This window comes from Psychrobacillus sp. AK 1817, assembly GCF_008807035.1.
Taxonomy (GTDB): Bacteria; Bacillota; Bacilli; order Bacillales_A; family Planococcaceae; genus Psychrobacillus; species Psychrobacillus faecigallinarum.
In genome coordinates this window covers 2,009,157-2,025,708 of sequence record NZ_CP031739.1, presented here as the reverse complement: position 1 = coordinate 2,025,708, position 16,552 = coordinate 2,009,157, and the positions used below count along the sequence as shown (strand labels likewise).

The following is a 16,552-nucleotide window of genomic DNA, read 5'->3' as shown; positions in this document are numbered from 1 at the left end:
GCCGCCTGTCGCTTCAATCTCATGTATTGTGATGTATGGGGAAATAAAATGATTTAAATTTACTCCAAAATCTTGTCATGGTAACCTAAGTGTTTGCGCTTCTCTTAATTATTATTAGTATGAGATAATAGAAGTATTCAAGATATTTGAGGTGGTATAAATGGATTTTGTTGCAATAGATTTTGAAACTGCAAATAGTCTACGATCTAGTGTTTGCTCAGTAGGGGTTGTGGTTGTAAAGAATGGCAAAATACATGAAGAAGTACAAACGCTTATCAATCCACTTAGTGAGTTTCACTATTTTAATACAAGAGTACATGGAATAACAGAAAATATGGTGCAAGATGCTCCAACATTTGAAGAGTTTTGGCCGCAGCTTAAGCCTTATATAGACAAACAAATGATCATAGCCCATAATGCAAGCTTTGATATAGGAGTATTAAAGGAATCCGTGAGCAGATGCTATGAAACTCAACCAGAATACCAATATTCTTGTTCCTATAGAATTGCAAAGAAAGTATGGCCTGATTTGTATAATCATAAATTATCCACAGTGGCAAACTACTTAAGTATAAGTTTAAAGCATCATGATGCTTTAGAGGATGCCAGAGCTGCAGCTTTAATTGTATTAGAAGCTATGAAAAAAACAAGAACCAGTTCTATTAATGAGCTGTCTCATTTGCATAAGATTAAAATTGGAGATTCCGTGACACTTAAAAAACCAAATTCTCGTGCAAAGAAAAGTATAGAGGACAAGCCCCTAACCTATATAGAGACTCAAATAAATGAACCGAATCCCCGACATCCATTTTACGGAGCCCATATTGTCTTCACAGGAAAAATGGACTCTATGACAAGGTCGAGCGCAGCCCAATATGCAGTTGACCGTGGTGCTATTTGCAAAGGTGCTGTTGATGTAGATACTAACTTTTTAATAGTAGGTGATCAAGCTCTGACTAAATACGTAGAAGGAGTGAAGAGCTCAAAAATGCTAAAAGCAGAGGCGCTAATCCAAAAAGGAATTCCTTTAGAAATCGTTGGAGAGCAAGATTTTTTAAAATTGGTTAGACATTAAAATAAAAGGAGCGATGGATAATTAGTTGATTATCTATCGCTCTTTTTGGCATTCGTCTGCAGATTCTTTATGCCAACATAATAAATTATAATAGGTATTTTATAACAAAAGAAGAAGAGAATGTTTAGAATGCTCTAAATCAGTGTAAACGATAATAAAGTATAAATTTTAGGAGGGAAGAGAAACTAAGAAAATATGGAGAGGAGCTTGAACATAATGGACAATTCGATATCTTATGGGGACGATTATAAATACATTCCAACTACATCGGTTGGCAGTGGGGTAGGACTAGAAATTTTGCCAGATGTCTATTGTTACACCGTTCAAATAGTAAATATTTGTTTGGTAGGCAAGCCAGGTTCGGATGATTTTGTATTAGTAGATGCTGGAATGCCTCATTCGGCTGAGAAGATAATCGGGGTAGTGGAGGAGAGATTTGGGGAGCATAAAAAACCTAAAGCTATCATTTTAACCCATGGTCACTTCGATCATGTAGGAGCGATAAAAGAATTGATAGAAAAATGGAATATACCTGTCTATGCACATCAATTGGAATTACCATTTTTAACTGGGAAAGAGGACTATCCAGAACCGGATCCAACGGTTGAAGGTGGGATGGTGGCAAAAATGTCATCTATGTTTCCTAACGAAGCAATAGATTTGGGGAGTCATGTAAGAGCATTGCCAGAGGATGGCTCTGTTCCTTTTTTACCTAGTTTTAAATGGTATCATACACCAGGACATTCGCCAGGACATATTTCTCTATTTCGTAAGGAAGATGGGCTTCTTATAGCGGGTGATGCTTTTGTTACAGTTAAACAGGAGTATTTATACAAAGTGTTGACTCAAGAGCAAGAAATAAGTGGGCCACCTCGTTATTTTACCACGAATTGGGAGGATGCGGAGTACTCAGTGAAGGTATTAAAATCATTAAACCCCAATACTGCTATTACAGGACATGGCCTTCCAATGAGTGGAGAATTGCTTAAAAGTAATCTTCATTTACTAGTTAGCGAATTTCAACGAATTGCGAAACCTAGTTATGGAAAGTTTGTTGATAATGAATAATCGCAGAATTCCTATCAGCCCTTTGGAGAGGATAGGATTTCTTTTCATTTTCTTATAGAAAGATTAGAATATATACAATTATGTAGGAGTGGGGGATGTGTATGACGTTTTCGATAATTGGTTTTGACCCAGAAACGAAAGAGTTAGGTATAGCGGTGGCTTCCAAATTTTTAAGTGTCGGTGCAGTAGTTCCTTTTGCTAAAGCAGGGGTGGGAGCAATTGCGACTCAGTCTTGGGCTAACCTGGAATACGGTAAAAGAGGATTAAGCCTTTTAAAACAAGGGCTCGAGCCAGAAGAAGTGTTAAAAGAACTTATTAAGGACGATGATAAGTCTTCTGTGCGACAAGTTGGTATTGTGAATGCGAATGGTCGAAGTATCACATTCACAGGAGAAGAATGCTTTGAATGGGCCGGTGGTGTAGCGGGTACTAACTATGCGATTCAGGGAAATATTCTAGTAGATTCAGAGACTGTAAATGAAATGGAAAAAACTTTTATAGAAACAGATGGTAGTCTAGCCGACCGGTTATTGGCGGCCCTGTGTGCAGGGGAATTAGCGGGTGGCGACAGTAGGGGCAAACAATCTGCAGCTCTTTATATTGTAAAAGAAAAAGGAAGCTACGGGGGATATACAGATAGATTCATAGACTTACGAGTAGATGACCATAGTGATCCGGTAAAGGAACTATTAAGATTGTTGAAGCTTCATCGCCTATACTTTGAGCATTCGGCGATAGAGGATATTGTAGCAATAGAAGGAGAATTAGAAGAAGAAATACAAAATTTACTATTTGAAAATGGACACTTGGACCGAGATCTAATAGAACGTGATGACTTGTTAGACGCTGTGCAATCATATCATCTTATTGAAAATTTTGATGAGCGATTACAAGAGAGAGGATACATCGACTTAAAGGTAGTAGAATATATGAAAATTAAAAAGTAAAGAGGCAGATGGTAGTTCTATTTTGATTCTAATCATTAGTAAGAAACCTGACCAACATATATTGGTCAGGTTTCATGGTCAAGAGTAACTATTTAGTTTTGCCATTTTTAGCTTTTACTGTAACCTTAATAGAAACTGATTTATTGCTATAAGTAGCTTTAATTGTAGTGCTTCCAGCTGCTTTAGCAGTGATAACCCCTTTTTGGTCAACAGAGATTATATTTTTATCATAGCCTGTATAGGTTGCATCTGCGGTTACATCAATAGTCGAGTTTTTCTTCCCTTTATTTTTCACCATAGCAGATACTTTAATAGTTGCTGTTTTACCAGAGTCTAATTTAATATTCTTTTTATCAACTTTTAGGTTTAAGATTTTAGGAACCCCTGGTTCTTGCTCTTGCTTCTCCAAGTCTATTTGGATTAGAACTGGATCATGGTCAGAAGCACGTCCATGGATATCCATATAGTTTGCATTGATGTGGATCATATCTACCACTGTTTTTTCTGATAAATTATTCGTTACTAAAATATGATCTAATACTTGGTTGTTACCTTGATAATAATAAGAGAACCGTTCGCCTACTGGAACTTTCTCTACCATATTTGTTAAAATTCCACCTTTTAAAGCGGCAAGAGCAGGAGTGAATTCAAAGTCATTCATATCTCCCGCAACAATTACATTTAAGTCTGGATCTTTAGCTTGTCCAGCCTTGATGAAGTTGTTTATCATTGTTGCAAGCTCAATTCGCTCAGCCTCTGAACCCAATACAGGAGGTTGGTTTTTGCCAAATAAAGGCTGGTCTCCTCCCTTAGAATTTAAGTGAGCACCAATTACAACTATTTTTTCCCCTTGGAAATCAAATTGGGCAGCTAGTGGTTTACGAGTGTCTTCCTGAGGTAAGTCAAGGATACGTCCAGGGTTTAAGGTTAGATTTCCTTCTTCACTCCAAGCAACTGGGTCAGTTGAACCACCCTTTGTGCCTTCAGAAAGTGTCACTCTATCCGGATTGTATAGGTAGCCAACTCGTATGTTACCTCCAGGTTGTCCACCATCGCGGTTGTATTCAGGTGCTATATCAGTCCATTCATACGCTGGTCCGCCTTCTGCTATGATAGCTGCGATCAATCGTTCATAGCTCGCAGATGCATCTGAGTTACCAGAGGCTGTAGGACCATCATTGTCTTGAACTTCAACTAAAGTAATGATATCCGGTGCTTTCATATTTTCAACAAATGATCGAGCTATTTTTATTACTTTTTCATCAGTAGTGTTTTCTGCATTAGCAGAGAAATTCTCTACGTTATAAGAAGCAACCGTTAGTTTTTCTTCGGTAGGAACAATATCCGTCACCGTCACTGGTTTTTCAATGCGTGTAATTGGAGGGAGTGATTCCTCTTCTGCCCATAACTTAAAGTTTCCGAAACCAAACCCCAAGACTCCAATGATGTCTTCCGTAAAGTAATCACCTGATTTAGCATCGTATTTATCATTATCAATAAGAACTGTAATTCGTTCTGGATTATAATCATTAACGGAAATATTAATTCCACCTAAAACATTAAATGTAGTATTAGCCGAGTTTCCTGCCACCACCACAATTTCGCCATAATCCTGCGGCCCTACAACTTTAGCATTTGGTACGGCTAATCGCATTAATTCAACAGATTCCCAAAAATCAATTCCATCCTCTAATGCATCGAAGGAAGTCAGGCCATCATTATCAATGATTTCAGTAGGTGGATTAATATCTTCACCAATTACTAGTGGTGCAGGCAATTCTGCAGTTCCTATTTTACTCGTTTCTGAAGCTCTAATTCTTGTGATGGGTAGGTCGTTTGTTTTCATATCGGAATAGCCATCGTAATACCATTCCTCTACTGTACCTGCAACTGTTACTAAATCTCCAACCTTTAATCCATTATTTGCTTTATTTACGATAATAGCTTCAGATGTATGATTATTATCATCTGGATTTATGTCTTGAATAACAAAGTTTGCTGAATTGTACAGATGAGTGACTACGCCTGTAATATTTTGTACTATCGTACCTTCATAATCAGAGAAGTGTCCTTGTCCTTGAATATCACGGATAGAAAGGTTCTCTGTCTTTAAGACATTGTACGTAAATATAAAGACTTCGGATGTAATATCGCCTATTGCAACAGCTTTAATCGTTGTGTCTTTTGTTAATGTGATAGGCTCAACATATTTTTTACTTGAAGCAGTTGGGGGAGAGCCATCTAATGTGTAATAGATACTAGCTGCTTCCCAGGGGGTTGTTAATGTAATTTTTGTCCCTTCTGAAACAGTTCCAGGGAAAATGTTTGGATATACAGCAGGCTTGTTCACTTGTTCAAAGCTTTCTAAGCCAAGTGTTTTAACTTGGAAAGTGGTATTAAAAATAGATCCAATACCGGACACATTTATTAAATCACCATTGTTGTATTGTTTAGTAAATGTCTCATAGTCTAGACCATTACGATTATCATTTCGAATAATGACTGATTCGCCATTTTCGTGTGTTGCTGTAAACTCAAACGTTCCATAATCATTAGTAGCTACTAGATTAGAAATAGTTACATTGTTTAGTAAAACTCTTTCACCCTGAGTATTTTCATTCACTCCCGCTGGCGTGATTTCTTGAACAGAGGGTAGTGGATTATCTGAGGAAAGCTTACTAATAGTTGTTGGTTGAATTTGAAGCTCTCCACTATAAGGACTTACCTTTCCTTCCAACTCAACAAGATCTCCAGGTTGTACATCTGCTGAGGAAGTGTATGCATAAAGCCCACCTGTTTCGTCTTGAAAATAGAAAGCTTTTCCGCCCCATAATCCTTGACCAGTTGTAACTGTCCCAGTCACACGGACAACTTTATTTTGATCTGTTATAGCTCGTGCTGCAGAAATATTTTCTAATACCTCAACCTCAGTAGGAGGGGTTTCTCCTTCAGAAATGATTGTATAAGCACTGGCACTTCTCATTCCAGGAACAGAGAAATAGGCAGACAAGGTTCCTGTCACAGTAACCTTTCCTTGAAACAAGCTTGAGTTGTCTACTAAATTTAAACCAGCACGGACTGCTCCGGTAGGTAATTGCACTGGTAGAATGTTAGCAGGATTGGTTTCCTCAGGAGAGTCAGCTAAACCTATATTTGTTGCAACTGTAAAGGGAGCTTCCTGATCATAGGAAGTCCCTGAGGAGGCAGTTCCTACTATATAGCCTTGTACTGTTGCAATCCCAGTATTGTTGCTAATCGCCTCTGCCACAGTAATGGGTTCAGCAGCCTGGGTTTCGGTCACGAAGATAAACGGGAAAACCATAGAAATAACTAGCAGTAAAGATAGTGTTATTTTATTAAAAGGACCTGTCCAAAAATCTTTTCTTAACATTCATTTCACTCCTTGTAATGTATTATGTTCAAAAGGAGTATAGCAGAGGAATATTAATAAATTATTTAATTTCTACAAATTTTTAGTTTTCTGGCTAAAAACAGGATAGAAGTAGGGGAGCTGTAAATATATTGAGGAAAATAGAATTACTTTAAAATGGTAAAAAAGATTCTGCAAAGAAATACTTAACTGAATAAAAAGTATTGCAATATAGTTTAAATATTTTGTATTTTAAGTGTTGTAATTGTCAGAATTTGTTGTATACTTTAAATTAAGTTAAATAACTAGGCAGAGACTATGAGATGAAAGCCTAAATGTAAGCCTTTTTGTAAAGGCTTACATTTGGTGTTCATCTTTATTTTTTTGCCGTTAACTAAAACAAAGGGGGATATACAGTGAAGAAAATGACAGGTCTAGTAGCAAGCGTATTGCTTGCGGGAAGTATTTTAGCTGGCTGTGCAGGCGATGACACTAGTGAAGGGGGAAGTGGAGGAGAACGAATAACTCTTTATTCTCCTGAAACACCTGATTTTACTAAAGAGTTGGCAGCTAAATATGAAGAAGTGCACGGTGGAAAAGTAGATGTACAATACGCTGGAACAAATGTACTTGTTAATCAAATGTTAGCAGAAAAAGATAATCCAAAAGCTGATGTATGGTATGGCGGAGGAGGAATACTACCTTTTGAAGCAGCAGTCGAGCGTGGAATTTTAGCAGAGTATATTCCAGATTTTGCAGCAGATTGGGACGTAGTTGAAGACGGCATCAAGATGAAACATGAAGACGGTAAGTATGTTGGAATTGAAATTTTCGTATTGGGATTCTCTTATAATACGGAGCTAGTGACTGAGGAAGAGGCTCCAAAAACGTGGGAAGATCTGTTAGACCCTAAATGGGAAGGGAAAATCCAGTTTCCAAATCCTGCAGCCTCTGGAACAGCGACTTTAATGGTTATGGATCAAATGATGAGAAAAGGTGAAGATGAGGCTTGGAAGTACTTTGAACAATTAGTGAAGCAGTCTAACTCTATGCCAGACTCTGGTTCAGCTCCAACGAAAGGGGTAGCAATGGGTGAAGCACACATTGGAATTGGCTTTGACTTTATGGCGTATGAACAAAAAAGTAAGGGAGAAAGCGTAGACTTTATCGTACCTGATCAGACACCAGTTCTTGTAAATCCTGCATCACTAATTGAGGGTGGCCCAAATGCTAAAGGTGGTAAAGAATTTATAGATTTCCTTCTATCTGAGGATGCTCAACAAATCATGGCGGATTGGTATCATATACCGATTAATCCTAACGTAGAATCTAAAACACCTTTGACTTTGGAGAAGGTAAAAGAGGTAGCAGTTGATCTCGATATAGATTGGGTTAACGAAAACTATGACCGAGTAAGAAACGAGTGGAAAGATAAATTTCAATAAATAAGGGTGAATATAAATGGGATCAGTAAAAATAAGTAACATCACAAAAAAGTTTGGGGACGTTACTGCGCTTCATGATATTAACCTTGATATCAAGGAGGGCGAGTTTTTCGCTCTTCTTGGTCCTTCGGGATGTGGAAAAACGACAACAATGAGATGTATTGCCGGTTTTGAAAGTCCTACTTCAGGAAAAATTTACATAGGAGATAACGAAGTAGAGAACATTCCCGCAAACAAGCGTAATTGTGGCATGGTTTTTCAAAGCTATGCATTATTTCCTCATATGAACGTATTTGACAATGTCGCCTACAGTTTAAACATTAAAGAGTTAAACTCTAGTAATCCAGTTAAACAACTAGGTATTTATGCGCGTTTACTAAATAAAAGATTAGGAAAAACGCCAAAAGCAATTCAAGAGAAAGTTATGAAGATTCTTCAATATGTTGAGCTAGACAAATATGCAAATCGTTTAACTAGCGAGCTTTCGGGAGGTCAGCAGCAGAGGGTTGCTCTAGCTAGGGCATTAGTGATGGAACCTGCCGTTCTATTAATGGATGAGCCACTTTCTAATCTCGATCAAAAGCTTCGCCACTCTATGAGGAATACTATCAGATCTATTCAACAGGATTTAGGTATTACAACTATTTTTGTTACACATGACCAAGAAGAAGCGATGAGTATGGCTGACCGTATTGCGGTTATGGACAAAGGGGAAATCGTGCAAATTGGTACTCCGACAGATCTATATAGTAATCCATCAACACCTTTTATAGCAGACTTCGTTGGTACTTCCAATATATTGAAGGGTGAAGTTGTAGGGGATGAAAATGGCTTGCTAATTGTTAGTGGGGATGGTTTTAAATTGAAATCCTCTAATAGCACTGCTAAGAAAGACGTGGATATCATTATACGTCCAGAGCACGTGATGGTTGAGCCTGTCGATAGTATAGTAGATTCTTCTACAACGAATGTTATAGAAGGGACAGTCCTTATGTCTACATATCTAGGTTCGATTGTTCGCTATGATATTCAAGTTGGGGAATATCAATTGATCGTTGATACAACTTACTCCACCGGAGCTAATATATTTGAAGAAGGAAAAAAAGTGAAGCTAACAGTAGAGTTTGAAAGGGTGCTATTGATATGAAGAAATCATTAAAAAACTTCAGTGGATTATCAGTAGTAAAAATATTTATATACGTATTTTTTGGCCTTTTCATGATACTACCACTATTTTCGGTATTTCTTGTGAGCTTCACAGGACAGCCAATAAATATTTTGGGTTCAATAACGGATCCCACAATTTTTAGTTCAACCATTGAAAAGTTGAAAGGCTCGTCATTAGACAATTATAAAAATATATTTACAAACTCAGGCTATTTAGATGCCTTAAAAAACAGTCTATATTTGGGTTTTTTAGTAACTGTTATTGTCATTACCCTTTGCATTCCTATGGCCTATGGGATAGCACGAACTAAAATGCCCTTTAAAAAAACAATTTCCGCCTTGTGTACAATTCCACTTATCGTTCCAACTTTTATATCAGCCTACGCTTTTATCATAATGTTCGGGAGAGCGGGCTGGGTAACGGAAATTTACAACCTATTAGGCGGAGAGGGGATGCTTCTCAACCCCTACTCCATGGCAGGTGTAGTAATGGTGCAAGTGTTTTTCTTCTTCCCTTACGCGTTATGGCCATTAGTTGCGGCATTTAAAATAAGTGATATTAGTTTAGAAGAGGCTTCACAAAATTTAGGTGCAAAGAGTTGGTTCACATTTACTTTTGTGACTTTTCCATTGGCACTTCCAGGCATTATCTCGAGTGCATTATTAATTTTTACGGTGAGTTTTTCCGATTTTGGTACCCCTATTGTGCTAGCTCCGAAAGAGTTAAACCTTTTAGTAGTAGAGGCTTATCGTGAAATAGCTGGTTTCTTTAACTGGGGTGGTGCTGCGATTCTAACGGTAGTTATGGTAATTGTTGCTGCATTCTTTTTCTGGCTTCAACACTTATTTACTAAAAGTAGAAACTACGGTTCTGTTTCTGGTAAACCAAAAAAACAGAAATTAATAGAAAACAAATTATTAACAAGAGTTTTATCAGGTTACTCTTTTTTAGTAGTATTAATCCCACTTTTAGCAATGTTATCAGTAGCACTACAATCTGTGGCTACAACTTGGGGGAAAGATCTGCTGCCTAACGGTTATACACTAAATCACTATAAAACAATTTTTTCCACCTCTATGGGGAATATTCAAAACAGTATTATGCTAGCGACAGGAGCACTTGTATTAAGTGTTATCATAGCAACTTTTGTTTCTTATTTTGTAGTAAGACAAAATTCATCTAAGTTAGATTTCATGGCTTCTATACCTTTAGTTGTCCCTGGAATTGCATTCGGTATAGCTTTGATTCAAACATTTAACACAGCTCCTTTGCAATTAACTGGTACAGCTGTTTTATTAATTATTGCATATACAATTCGAAGACTGCCATATATGGTCAGGTCTACTATGGGAGCGATGAGAGCGATTAAGCAAGACATTGAAGAGGCGGCTATCAATCTTGGAGCGACTCCTTTAACTGCTGCTATAACCATTGTTGGGCCGCTTATGCTACCTGGGATAGCGGCTGGTTCAGTATTGGTATTTATAACCGTCATTAAAGAGGCGAGCGTATCCATATTACTTGCACCACCTGAATGGGCGCCAATGAGCTTAGCTATATTCCAAAATATACTACGTGCAGAGTATTACTCTGCTGCTGCGATGTCCATCGTTCTTATAGTACTCGTGCTCCTTTTACAAGGGGTAGCTAATTTCTTGTCAAGAAAACAACAGTTATAGTTTATTGGAGTGAAGACGTTGAATGGATATATATTTGATCTAGACGGTACAATCTACATTGATAATGAGATAATCGCAGGAGTTCCTGAAGCTATTAAAAGCTTGAAGGCAAGAGGAGATAAGGTAATCTTTCTCACAAACAAATCTATAGCGAGTAGAAAAGATTATGTAGAAAAGTTAAAGAAGTTAGATATAGAAGTAAAATTAGAGGAAGTTATTAATTCAAACTATATTACTGCTCATTATTTAAAAAAGGTTATGAAGCCAGAGGACTCCGTATATGTGATTGGAGAAGCCCCCTTATTCGAGGAGCTTAGAGGAGAAAATATAAAACTAGCGGAGTGTTCAGCTAGAGCTTCCCATGTTGTATTAGGCTGGGATAGAGATTTTACTTATGATAAGCTAAACCAAGCCTATCAAGCTTGGAAAAATGGTGCAGAAATTATAGCTACCAATCCCGATCGAACCTGTCCTGTTAGAGAGGGGGACATACCAGACTGTGGGGCAATGATAGGTGCTCTAGAAGGAACTACGGGTGAACCTATCAAGCTCATTACTGGAAAGCCCTCCTCTCTGATGGCTAATTATGTATTGAATGATGTATTACAAATGGAAGCTTCTAATTGCTATATGATAGGAGACAGATTAGAAACAGATATAAAAATGGGTAATGATGCAGGAATGCATTCAGTTTTAGTGATGACAGGGATTACAACTCTGAATATGTTAGAAAATCCTGTCCATAAACCTAAATACATTTTAGAAAGTGTACGGGATATCCTTACTTTATAGATTAAAATTCCACATTTCTGGGATTCCAGCAGAGACAGCTAAGGCACCATTTTCTAGGGCCTGATGGACCTCAGAAATGTTATCAATAAGACCTCCAGCTATTATAGGAAAAACAAGGCTCGTAGAGAGCTGGTCAATTACTTTAGGCATAATACCAGGCATTACCTCTACAGCATCTGGTCTGCAGGAGTTTACCATTTCAATTCCTTTAGTTATCGCACTTCTATCAAGCAAAAATATTCGTTGGATTGTCATTAGTCCGGCTTCTTTAGCCAACTTAACCACATGGCTCTTAGTGGTAATGATACCTGTAGGTTTCCATTGGTCTGCTACAAAGGTTAAAGCTGTTTTTGAACTAGAAATACCATCTATGAAGTCAAGGTGGACAAAGACATATTTATTCGCTTGTTTTAGTTGACTAATGTAACCGCCTGCTGTCAGCAGGTTTCCTGTTAGCAGAAAGACAATATTTGCCTTGCTATTAATTGCTTGTTTTAAATCTTGTTCATTAGTAACGGAAGCTATTATCTGTGACTCTACCATGTCTACTAAAATCATCGTTGCTCACCTTTTCTATCTATTAGTTTTTAAACCATTGTAACATATTTATAATATTCAGAAGAAAATAATTTTGGTTAGAGAATGTAGAGAAGACCATTACAAGGCTTGCCTAGGTGCAAGTATATTGTAATGGTCTTTTTTAATGCAAAGGAGAAAATAATGAAAAATTTTTCATATATCGAAAGAAAGAAACGACTGTCGACACTAGAGGAGAACCACTATGATGTGATAGTCATTGGTGGAGGTATTACTGGTACGGGAATTGCTTTAGACTGTGCTACGAGAGGTTTAAAAGTGTTAGTAGTAGAAATGCAGGATTTTGCTGCTGGAACTTCTAGCAGGTCAACTAAACTTGTCCATGGTGGTCTTCGCTACTTAAAACAGCTAGAGGTTAAAATGGTCGCAGATGTCGGAAAAGAAAGGGAGATTGTTTATCTTAATGCGCCCCATGTAACTCATCCAGAGTGGATGCTCTTACCTATTTATAAAAAGGGGACCTTTGGAAAATACTCAACTTCTGTTGGTCTCATGGTATATGACTTTTTAGCAGGAGTGAAAAGACATGAAAGAAGAAAAATGCTTACTCGAAATGAGACCATTGAAAAAGAGCCTTTGTTAAAGCAGGAGGATTTGGTTGGTGGAGGGTACTATGTCGAATATAGAACAGATGATGCAAGACTCACAATAGAGGTTGCCAAAAAAGCTTACGAAAAGGGAGCTGATCTCCTTAATTATGTGAAAGCCGAAAAGCTAATTTATTCGGAAAATGGGAAGATTTGTGGGATTACAGTGAATGATCTTATATCTGAATGTCAATTCGATGTTTTTGCGAAGAAAATAGTTAATGCTTCGGGGCCATGGGTAGAAAGTATAATTGGTTTAGACAAAAAAATAGCAGGAAAAAGTTTGCTACATACAAAGGGCATTCATATAGTAATAGATCAGAAAAGATTTCCTTTAAGACAGGCTGTCTACTTCGATACACCAGATGGAAGAATGGTATTTGCCATTCCTAGAGAAGGCAAAGCTTATGTGGGAACTACAGATACTGTCTTTGAAGAGGATTTAGTCAATCCAAGCATAGATAAGGACGATCAAAACTATTTAATTCAATGTATAGATTTTATGTTTCCTCAAACGAAACTTACAATTAATGATATTGAATCTAGCTGGGCTGGGGTTAGACCATTGATTCGAGAGGAAGGGAAGGGGCCTTCTGAAATATCGAGAAAAGACGAGATTTGGACATCTGAAACAGGTCTTATAACAATTGCAGGAGGAAAATTAACTGGATACCGAAAGATGGCTGAAACGATTACTGATTTATTGTGTAAGGATTTACAAAAAAGCGGCATTTCGGTTGGAAATTCAATTACTAAAACCTTGAAATTATCTGGAGGTGAATTTAAAAGCCCAACAGACTATGCGAGCTACATATCAAGGAAAACAAAAGACTTAATGACTTTAGGTTTAACCAACGAAGAAGCAACCTCGCTGGCTGCAATGTATGGTACTAATACGGATAAGATTCTTAAGCTAGCGGATAATGTATTAGAGGAAACAAACTTACCGATGATTATGAAATTAACTCTCCATTATGCAATTGACCATGAGATGGCAATAACTGCAGTAGACTATTTATTAAGAAGGACAGGGAGTATATTGTTTAATATTACTATTGCTCAAAAATGGAAACTAGAGGTAATAGACTACATGGCTATAGCAATGAAATGGGATGAAAAAACAAAAGAGTTTATGTGGGCTGATTTGGAGTTAAAGCTTCATCAAGCTACAAATAACAAATAAAAGTAGGGCCTGGAAAAATACAGGTCCTAACTGTTTTTTTTTGTAATTGTTAACTCATAGAAACATAATAATTATTGGAATACTACAATAGGATAGATTTTTACTATAGACGAGGCAGGGTCTAATGCATTCCGCTCATATTCCTCTACAACCCAGTTGATAGAAAGAAGTTGTCTTAAGGTACTTAGCTGCTGGGGAGTGAGTTCTAATAATTCTATAGTATGATTATTAATCTTATAATCTTGGTCTTCTATTTTTTCAAATTTCATCTTTAGTAAGTTTTTCAATCCATTAATGGTAATAAATTTTACGGAGTACCCATTTTCTAATAACTCTTTAAATTGAGGTTTGTTTTGTACATACACGTTTAATAATGTTTGATATTCATTAGAGTAGAGATCCTCCCATGAATGGCTTTCTAAATTATCTATTAGTTCCTTGTTTGATACACCATTGCTTCGTAAAACTTCCAATAGGACGGCTTCCTTCATGGTTAACTTAAAATTTTCCATTCTCTCACTCCTATGTTTGTCTTTTTATTCTATTAAGTATATCAAATCAACAAGACATAAAAACACCAGATTATTTTAGACATCTGGTGTTTTGGTTTTATTTATTTAGTTTCCACACAGAGTAATTTAAGCCTAAAGCAAACGTCACCCAACCGATGTATGGAATCATCAGAGCACCTGCAGTAGTATCTTTCTTCTGAAATTCGTATGCTGTCATAGCGATTGCACCTAACAGAATGGTCATTTCTATAAGAGCTGTTCCTCTGAGACCCCAACGGAAAAATAAGAAAGACCATAGGAAATTTAAACCTAACTGTAAGTCATAGAAGGGAATGGCGGAAGAATCGGAATCCTCCTGCTCAACTTTTTGGTCGGCACGATATTTAGCTAATCCCATAATTGCGTATAAAGAAGTCCACACAATAGGGAAGACAGGAGCGGGGGGAGCAAAGGAAGGCTGCTTTAATTTTTTATACTTCTTTTGTGCATTTCTATTTGCTAACCAGCCAGTAACCGAACCTCCGATGATGGGTACTAGAATACTAATTGCTAGTTTTTTCTTGTCTAACTCTCCGTTTACTTTTAATATTTCCATTTGGTTACCTCCTTAATAATATTAGTAATATTATTCCCTGTTTTTAGGGGAATACGCTTATATTTTTTAAAATTATTAAGTTAATAGAATTGTTAGAATATGGTATGATTAGAAAATAATTAGGGGGCTGGAGTTCATGACAAGATTAAAAATATTACATACGAATGATTTACATAGTCACTTCGACAATTATAAAAAAATAGTTTCTTTAATTCGAGAGCATCGAGATGCTGATACCATTGTGTTAGACGGGGGAGATTTTGCGGACTTTAAAAGTATTGAATTGCAGGGAACAAAAGGGATTGCTGCAATTGAATTGCTAGAAGCTGCAGGCTACGATGCGATTACAATTGGTAACAACGAAATGTTCAATGGGGTAGATACATTAGAGCATATGGCTAGCAAAAGTACGATTCCTTTTATTAGTAATAATTTAATGAAAAAAGACAAAACAGCTATTCAAGGTGTTTGTAAGAGTACTCTTCTAGAGAAAAATGGATTACGTCTTCTAATTACAGGTTCTTCTCCAGATATGGGCGTGTTTAATGAGGGGCTAGGCCTTCACATGACCGATTATACGGTTGCCATTAAGGAAGAAATTCATAGAAACAAAGGTAAATATGATGTATGTATCTTGCTTAGTCATGTTGGCACTTTTGCTGACGAACCATTAGCAAATGAAATAGAGGAAATTGATATTATCATTTCGGCTCATGACCATAAACTATTCAACGAGGCAAAGCTTATTAATGAAACAATTATGAACAGTGCCGGAAATTATGGGGAATATTTAGGAATAGTCGAAATAGAAGTGTCGGATGGAAAGGTTCAGCTTATTAACTCTCAGACAATACCAACTAAGGAAATACAAGAGGATCCACAAATTGTTTCGATCTTAAAGGTAAATAAAGATAAAGCAATTAACACATTAAGTCAGCCACTATATTCTTTAGCCCTTCCTCTATGGCATGATGTAGTGGAGGAAAATCCTATTAGTAATTTAATAGCTGATGGCCTGAAGGATATGCTTAAGGCGGATATTGGCCTTATCAACAGCGGTATTTGTAACGCTGGTATTTTCCGTGAGATGTCTAGAAAAAAACTAATTGAAGTATGCCCGTCTCCGTTGAACCCTACTCTTTTTGAGATTCAAGGGAAGAATTTAAAGGAAGCCCTTGAATCATCCTTAGATGCTCAGATTTGTTTGGCTGAAGGACGTGGACCGGGATTTAGAGGAAGATTTGTAGGAGGATTACATGTCTCTGGACTAGAAATCGAGCACGATGGAAAACATATTAAAACTATCTATTTAAACGAGATTCCACTTGAAGATGAACAATGGTATTTAGTTGCAAGTTCTGATTATTTACAAAGAGGCTCTGGTTACCCTAGTCTTGCCAATAATCGGAACGAACAATATTCGGCAGAAGAAATTAAGGATATTATTGAAATATATGGAGATAAATCTGATTTTGTTGAATCTGCACATCAAAATAGATGGAAGGAACTAGCTAATATAAGGGGATAGATGGTA

13 protein-coding genes are annotated in these 16,552 nt (G+C 37.0%); 9 read left to right on the top strand and 4 right to left on the bottom strand.

The features are described 5' to 3' along the window. Positions 1-160: 160 nt before the first annotated feature. The 3 genes from D0S48_RS10065 (at position 161) to D0S48_RS10055 (ending at position 3,090) form a co-directional block, all read left to right on the top strand. Entirely contained in the window at positions 161-1,075 is a 915-nt protein-coding gene (locus D0S48_RS10065; protein WP_151111495.1) for an exonuclease domain-containing protein, read from the top strand. Between the two features lie 216 nt (positions 1,076-1,291). Continuing rightward, on the top strand, positions 1,292-2,143 hold the full coding sequence (locus tag D0S48_RS10060) for an MBL fold metallo-hydrolase (RefSeq protein WP_151111493.1): 852 nt from the start codon (positions 1,292-1,294) through the stop codon (positions 2,141-2,143). 101 nt (positions 2,144-2,244) lie between these two features. After that, positions 2,245-3,090 carry a DUF1028 domain-containing protein gene (locus D0S48_RS10055; RefSeq protein WP_151111491.1) on the top strand — a complete coding sequence of 282 codons (846 nt, stop codon included), beginning with the start codon at positions 2,245-2,247 and terminating at the stop codon, positions 3,088-3,090. Positions 3,091-3,178: 88 nt separating this feature from the next. Here the strand turns inward: D0S48_RS10055 and D0S48_RS10050 are convergent, their stop codons facing one another. Continuing rightward, entirely contained in the window at positions 3,179-6,481 is a 3,303-nt protein-coding gene (locus D0S48_RS10050) for a DUF6359 domain-containing protein (RefSeq protein WP_225321730.1), read from the bottom strand. A 404-nt stretch (positions 6,482-6,885) separates the two neighbouring features. On the opposite strand from D0S48_RS10050, the gene D0S48_RS10045 reads away from it, so the two are divergent. The 4 genes from D0S48_RS10045 to D0S48_RS10030 are packed head-to-tail and all read left to right on the top strand — an operon-like array spanning position 6,886 to position 11,544. Then, positions 6,886-7,905, top strand: a complete 1,020-nt coding sequence (locus D0S48_RS10045) for an ABC transporter substrate-binding protein (protein WP_144538592.1) — start codon at positions 6,886-6,888, stop codon at positions 7,903-7,905. A 16-nt stretch (positions 7,906-7,921) separates the two neighbouring features. Further along, on the top strand, positions 7,922-9,052 hold the full coding sequence (locus D0S48_RS10040; RefSeq protein ID WP_151111489.1) for an ABC transporter ATP-binding protein: 1,131 nt from the start codon (positions 7,922-7,924) through the stop codon (positions 9,050-9,052). Then, positions 9,049-10,752, top strand: a complete 1,704-nt coding sequence (locus D0S48_RS10035; RefSeq protein ID WP_151111487.1) for an ABC transporter permease — start codon at positions 9,049-9,051, stop codon at positions 10,750-10,752. The genes D0S48_RS10040 and D0S48_RS10035 overlap by 4 nt, the downstream gene beginning before the upstream one ends. Before the next feature lie 9 nt (positions 10,753-10,761). Further along, entirely contained in the window at positions 10,762-11,544 is a 783-nt protein-coding gene (locus D0S48_RS10030) for an HAD-IIA family hydrolase (protein ID WP_313955893.1), read from the top strand. Here D0S48_RS10030 and D0S48_RS10025 read toward each other — a convergent pair. After that, entirely contained in the window at positions 11,539-12,102 is a 564-nt protein-coding gene (locus D0S48_RS10025) for a glycerol-3-phosphate responsive antiterminator (protein WP_144538557.1), read from the bottom strand. The two genes, D0S48_RS10030 and D0S48_RS10025, sit on opposite strands and share 6 nt — an antisense overlap. A 162-nt stretch (positions 12,103-12,264) precedes the next feature. Between D0S48_RS10025 and D0S48_RS10020 the strand changes: the two genes are divergently transcribed. Then, positions 12,265-13,911 carry a glycerol-3-phosphate dehydrogenase/oxidase gene (locus D0S48_RS10020; RefSeq protein ID WP_151111485.1) on the top strand — a complete coding sequence of 549 codons (1,647 nt, stop codon included), beginning with the start codon at positions 12,265-12,267 and terminating at the stop codon, positions 13,909-13,911. Between the two features lie 71 nt (positions 13,912-13,982). Here D0S48_RS10020 and D0S48_RS10015 read toward each other — a convergent pair whose 3' ends face one another. Both D0S48_RS10015 and D0S48_RS10010 read right to left on the bottom strand, forming a co-directional pair. Next, positions 13,983-14,423 carry a hypothetical protein gene (locus D0S48_RS10015; protein ID WP_151111483.1) on the bottom strand — a complete coding sequence of 147 codons (441 nt, stop codon included), beginning with the start codon at positions 14,421-14,423 and terminating at the stop codon, positions 13,983-13,985. A 97-nt stretch (positions 14,424-14,520) separates the two neighbouring features. Continuing rightward, positions 14,521-15,018: a TspO/MBR family protein gene (locus D0S48_RS10010; RefSeq protein WP_151111481.1), complete on the bottom strand. Its 498-nt coding sequence runs from the start codon at positions 15,016-15,018 to the stop codon at positions 14,521-14,523. Between the two features lie 136 nt (positions 15,019-15,154). Between D0S48_RS10010 and D0S48_RS10005 the strand changes: the two genes are divergently transcribed. Continuing rightward, entirely contained in the window at positions 15,155-16,546 is a 1,392-nt protein-coding gene (locus D0S48_RS10005; protein WP_151111479.1) for a bifunctional metallophosphatase/5'-nucleotidase, read from the top strand. Positions 16,547-16,552: the final 6 nt, after the last annotated feature.

Bases quoted from the DNA above. Each gene is read 5' to 3' on its own strand.
- D0S48_RS10035 (WP_151111487.1), top strand. From the start codon at position 9,049: ATGAAGAAATCATTAAAAAACTTCAGTGGATTATCAGTAGTAAAAATA.
- D0S48_RS10045 (WP_144538592.1), top strand. From the start codon at position 6,886: ATGACAGGTCTAGTAGCAAGCGTATTGCTTGCGGGAAGTATTTTAGCT.
- D0S48_RS10015 (WP_151111483.1), bottom strand. From the start codon at position 14,423: ATGGAAAATTTTAAGTTAACCATGAAGGAAGCCGTCCTATTGGAAGTT.
- D0S48_RS10050 (WP_225321730.1), bottom strand. From the start codon at position 6,481: ATGTTAAGAAAAGATTTTTGGACAGGTCCTTTTAATAAAATAACACTA.
- D0S48_RS10005 (WP_151111479.1), top strand. From the start codon at position 15,155: ATGACAAGATTAAAAATATTACATACGAATGATTTACATAGTCACTTC.
- D0S48_RS10065 (WP_151111495.1), top strand. From the start codon at position 161: ATGGATTTTGTTGCAATAGATTTTGAAACTGCAAATAGTCTACGATCT.
- D0S48_RS10055 (WP_151111491.1), top strand. From the start codon at position 2,245: ATGACGTTTTCGATAATTGGTTTTGACCCAGAAACGAAAGAGTTAGGT.
- D0S48_RS10040 (WP_151111489.1), top strand. From the start codon at position 7,922: ATGGGATCAGTAAAAATAAGTAACATCACAAAAAAGTTTGGGGACGTT.
- D0S48_RS10010 (WP_151111481.1), bottom strand. From the start codon at position 15,018: ATGGAAATATTAAAAGTAAACGGAGAGTTAGACAAGAAAAAACTAGCA.
- D0S48_RS10025 (WP_144538557.1), bottom strand. From the start codon at position 12,102: ATGATTTTAGTAGACATGGTAGAGTCACAGATAATAGCTTCCGTTACT.
- D0S48_RS10060 (WP_151111493.1), top strand. From the start codon at position 1,292: ATGGACAATTCGATATCTTATGGGGACGATTATAAATACATTCCAACT.
- D0S48_RS10020 (WP_151111485.1), top strand. From the start codon at position 12,265: ATGAAAAATTTTTCATATATCGAAAGAAAGAAACGACTGTCGACACTA.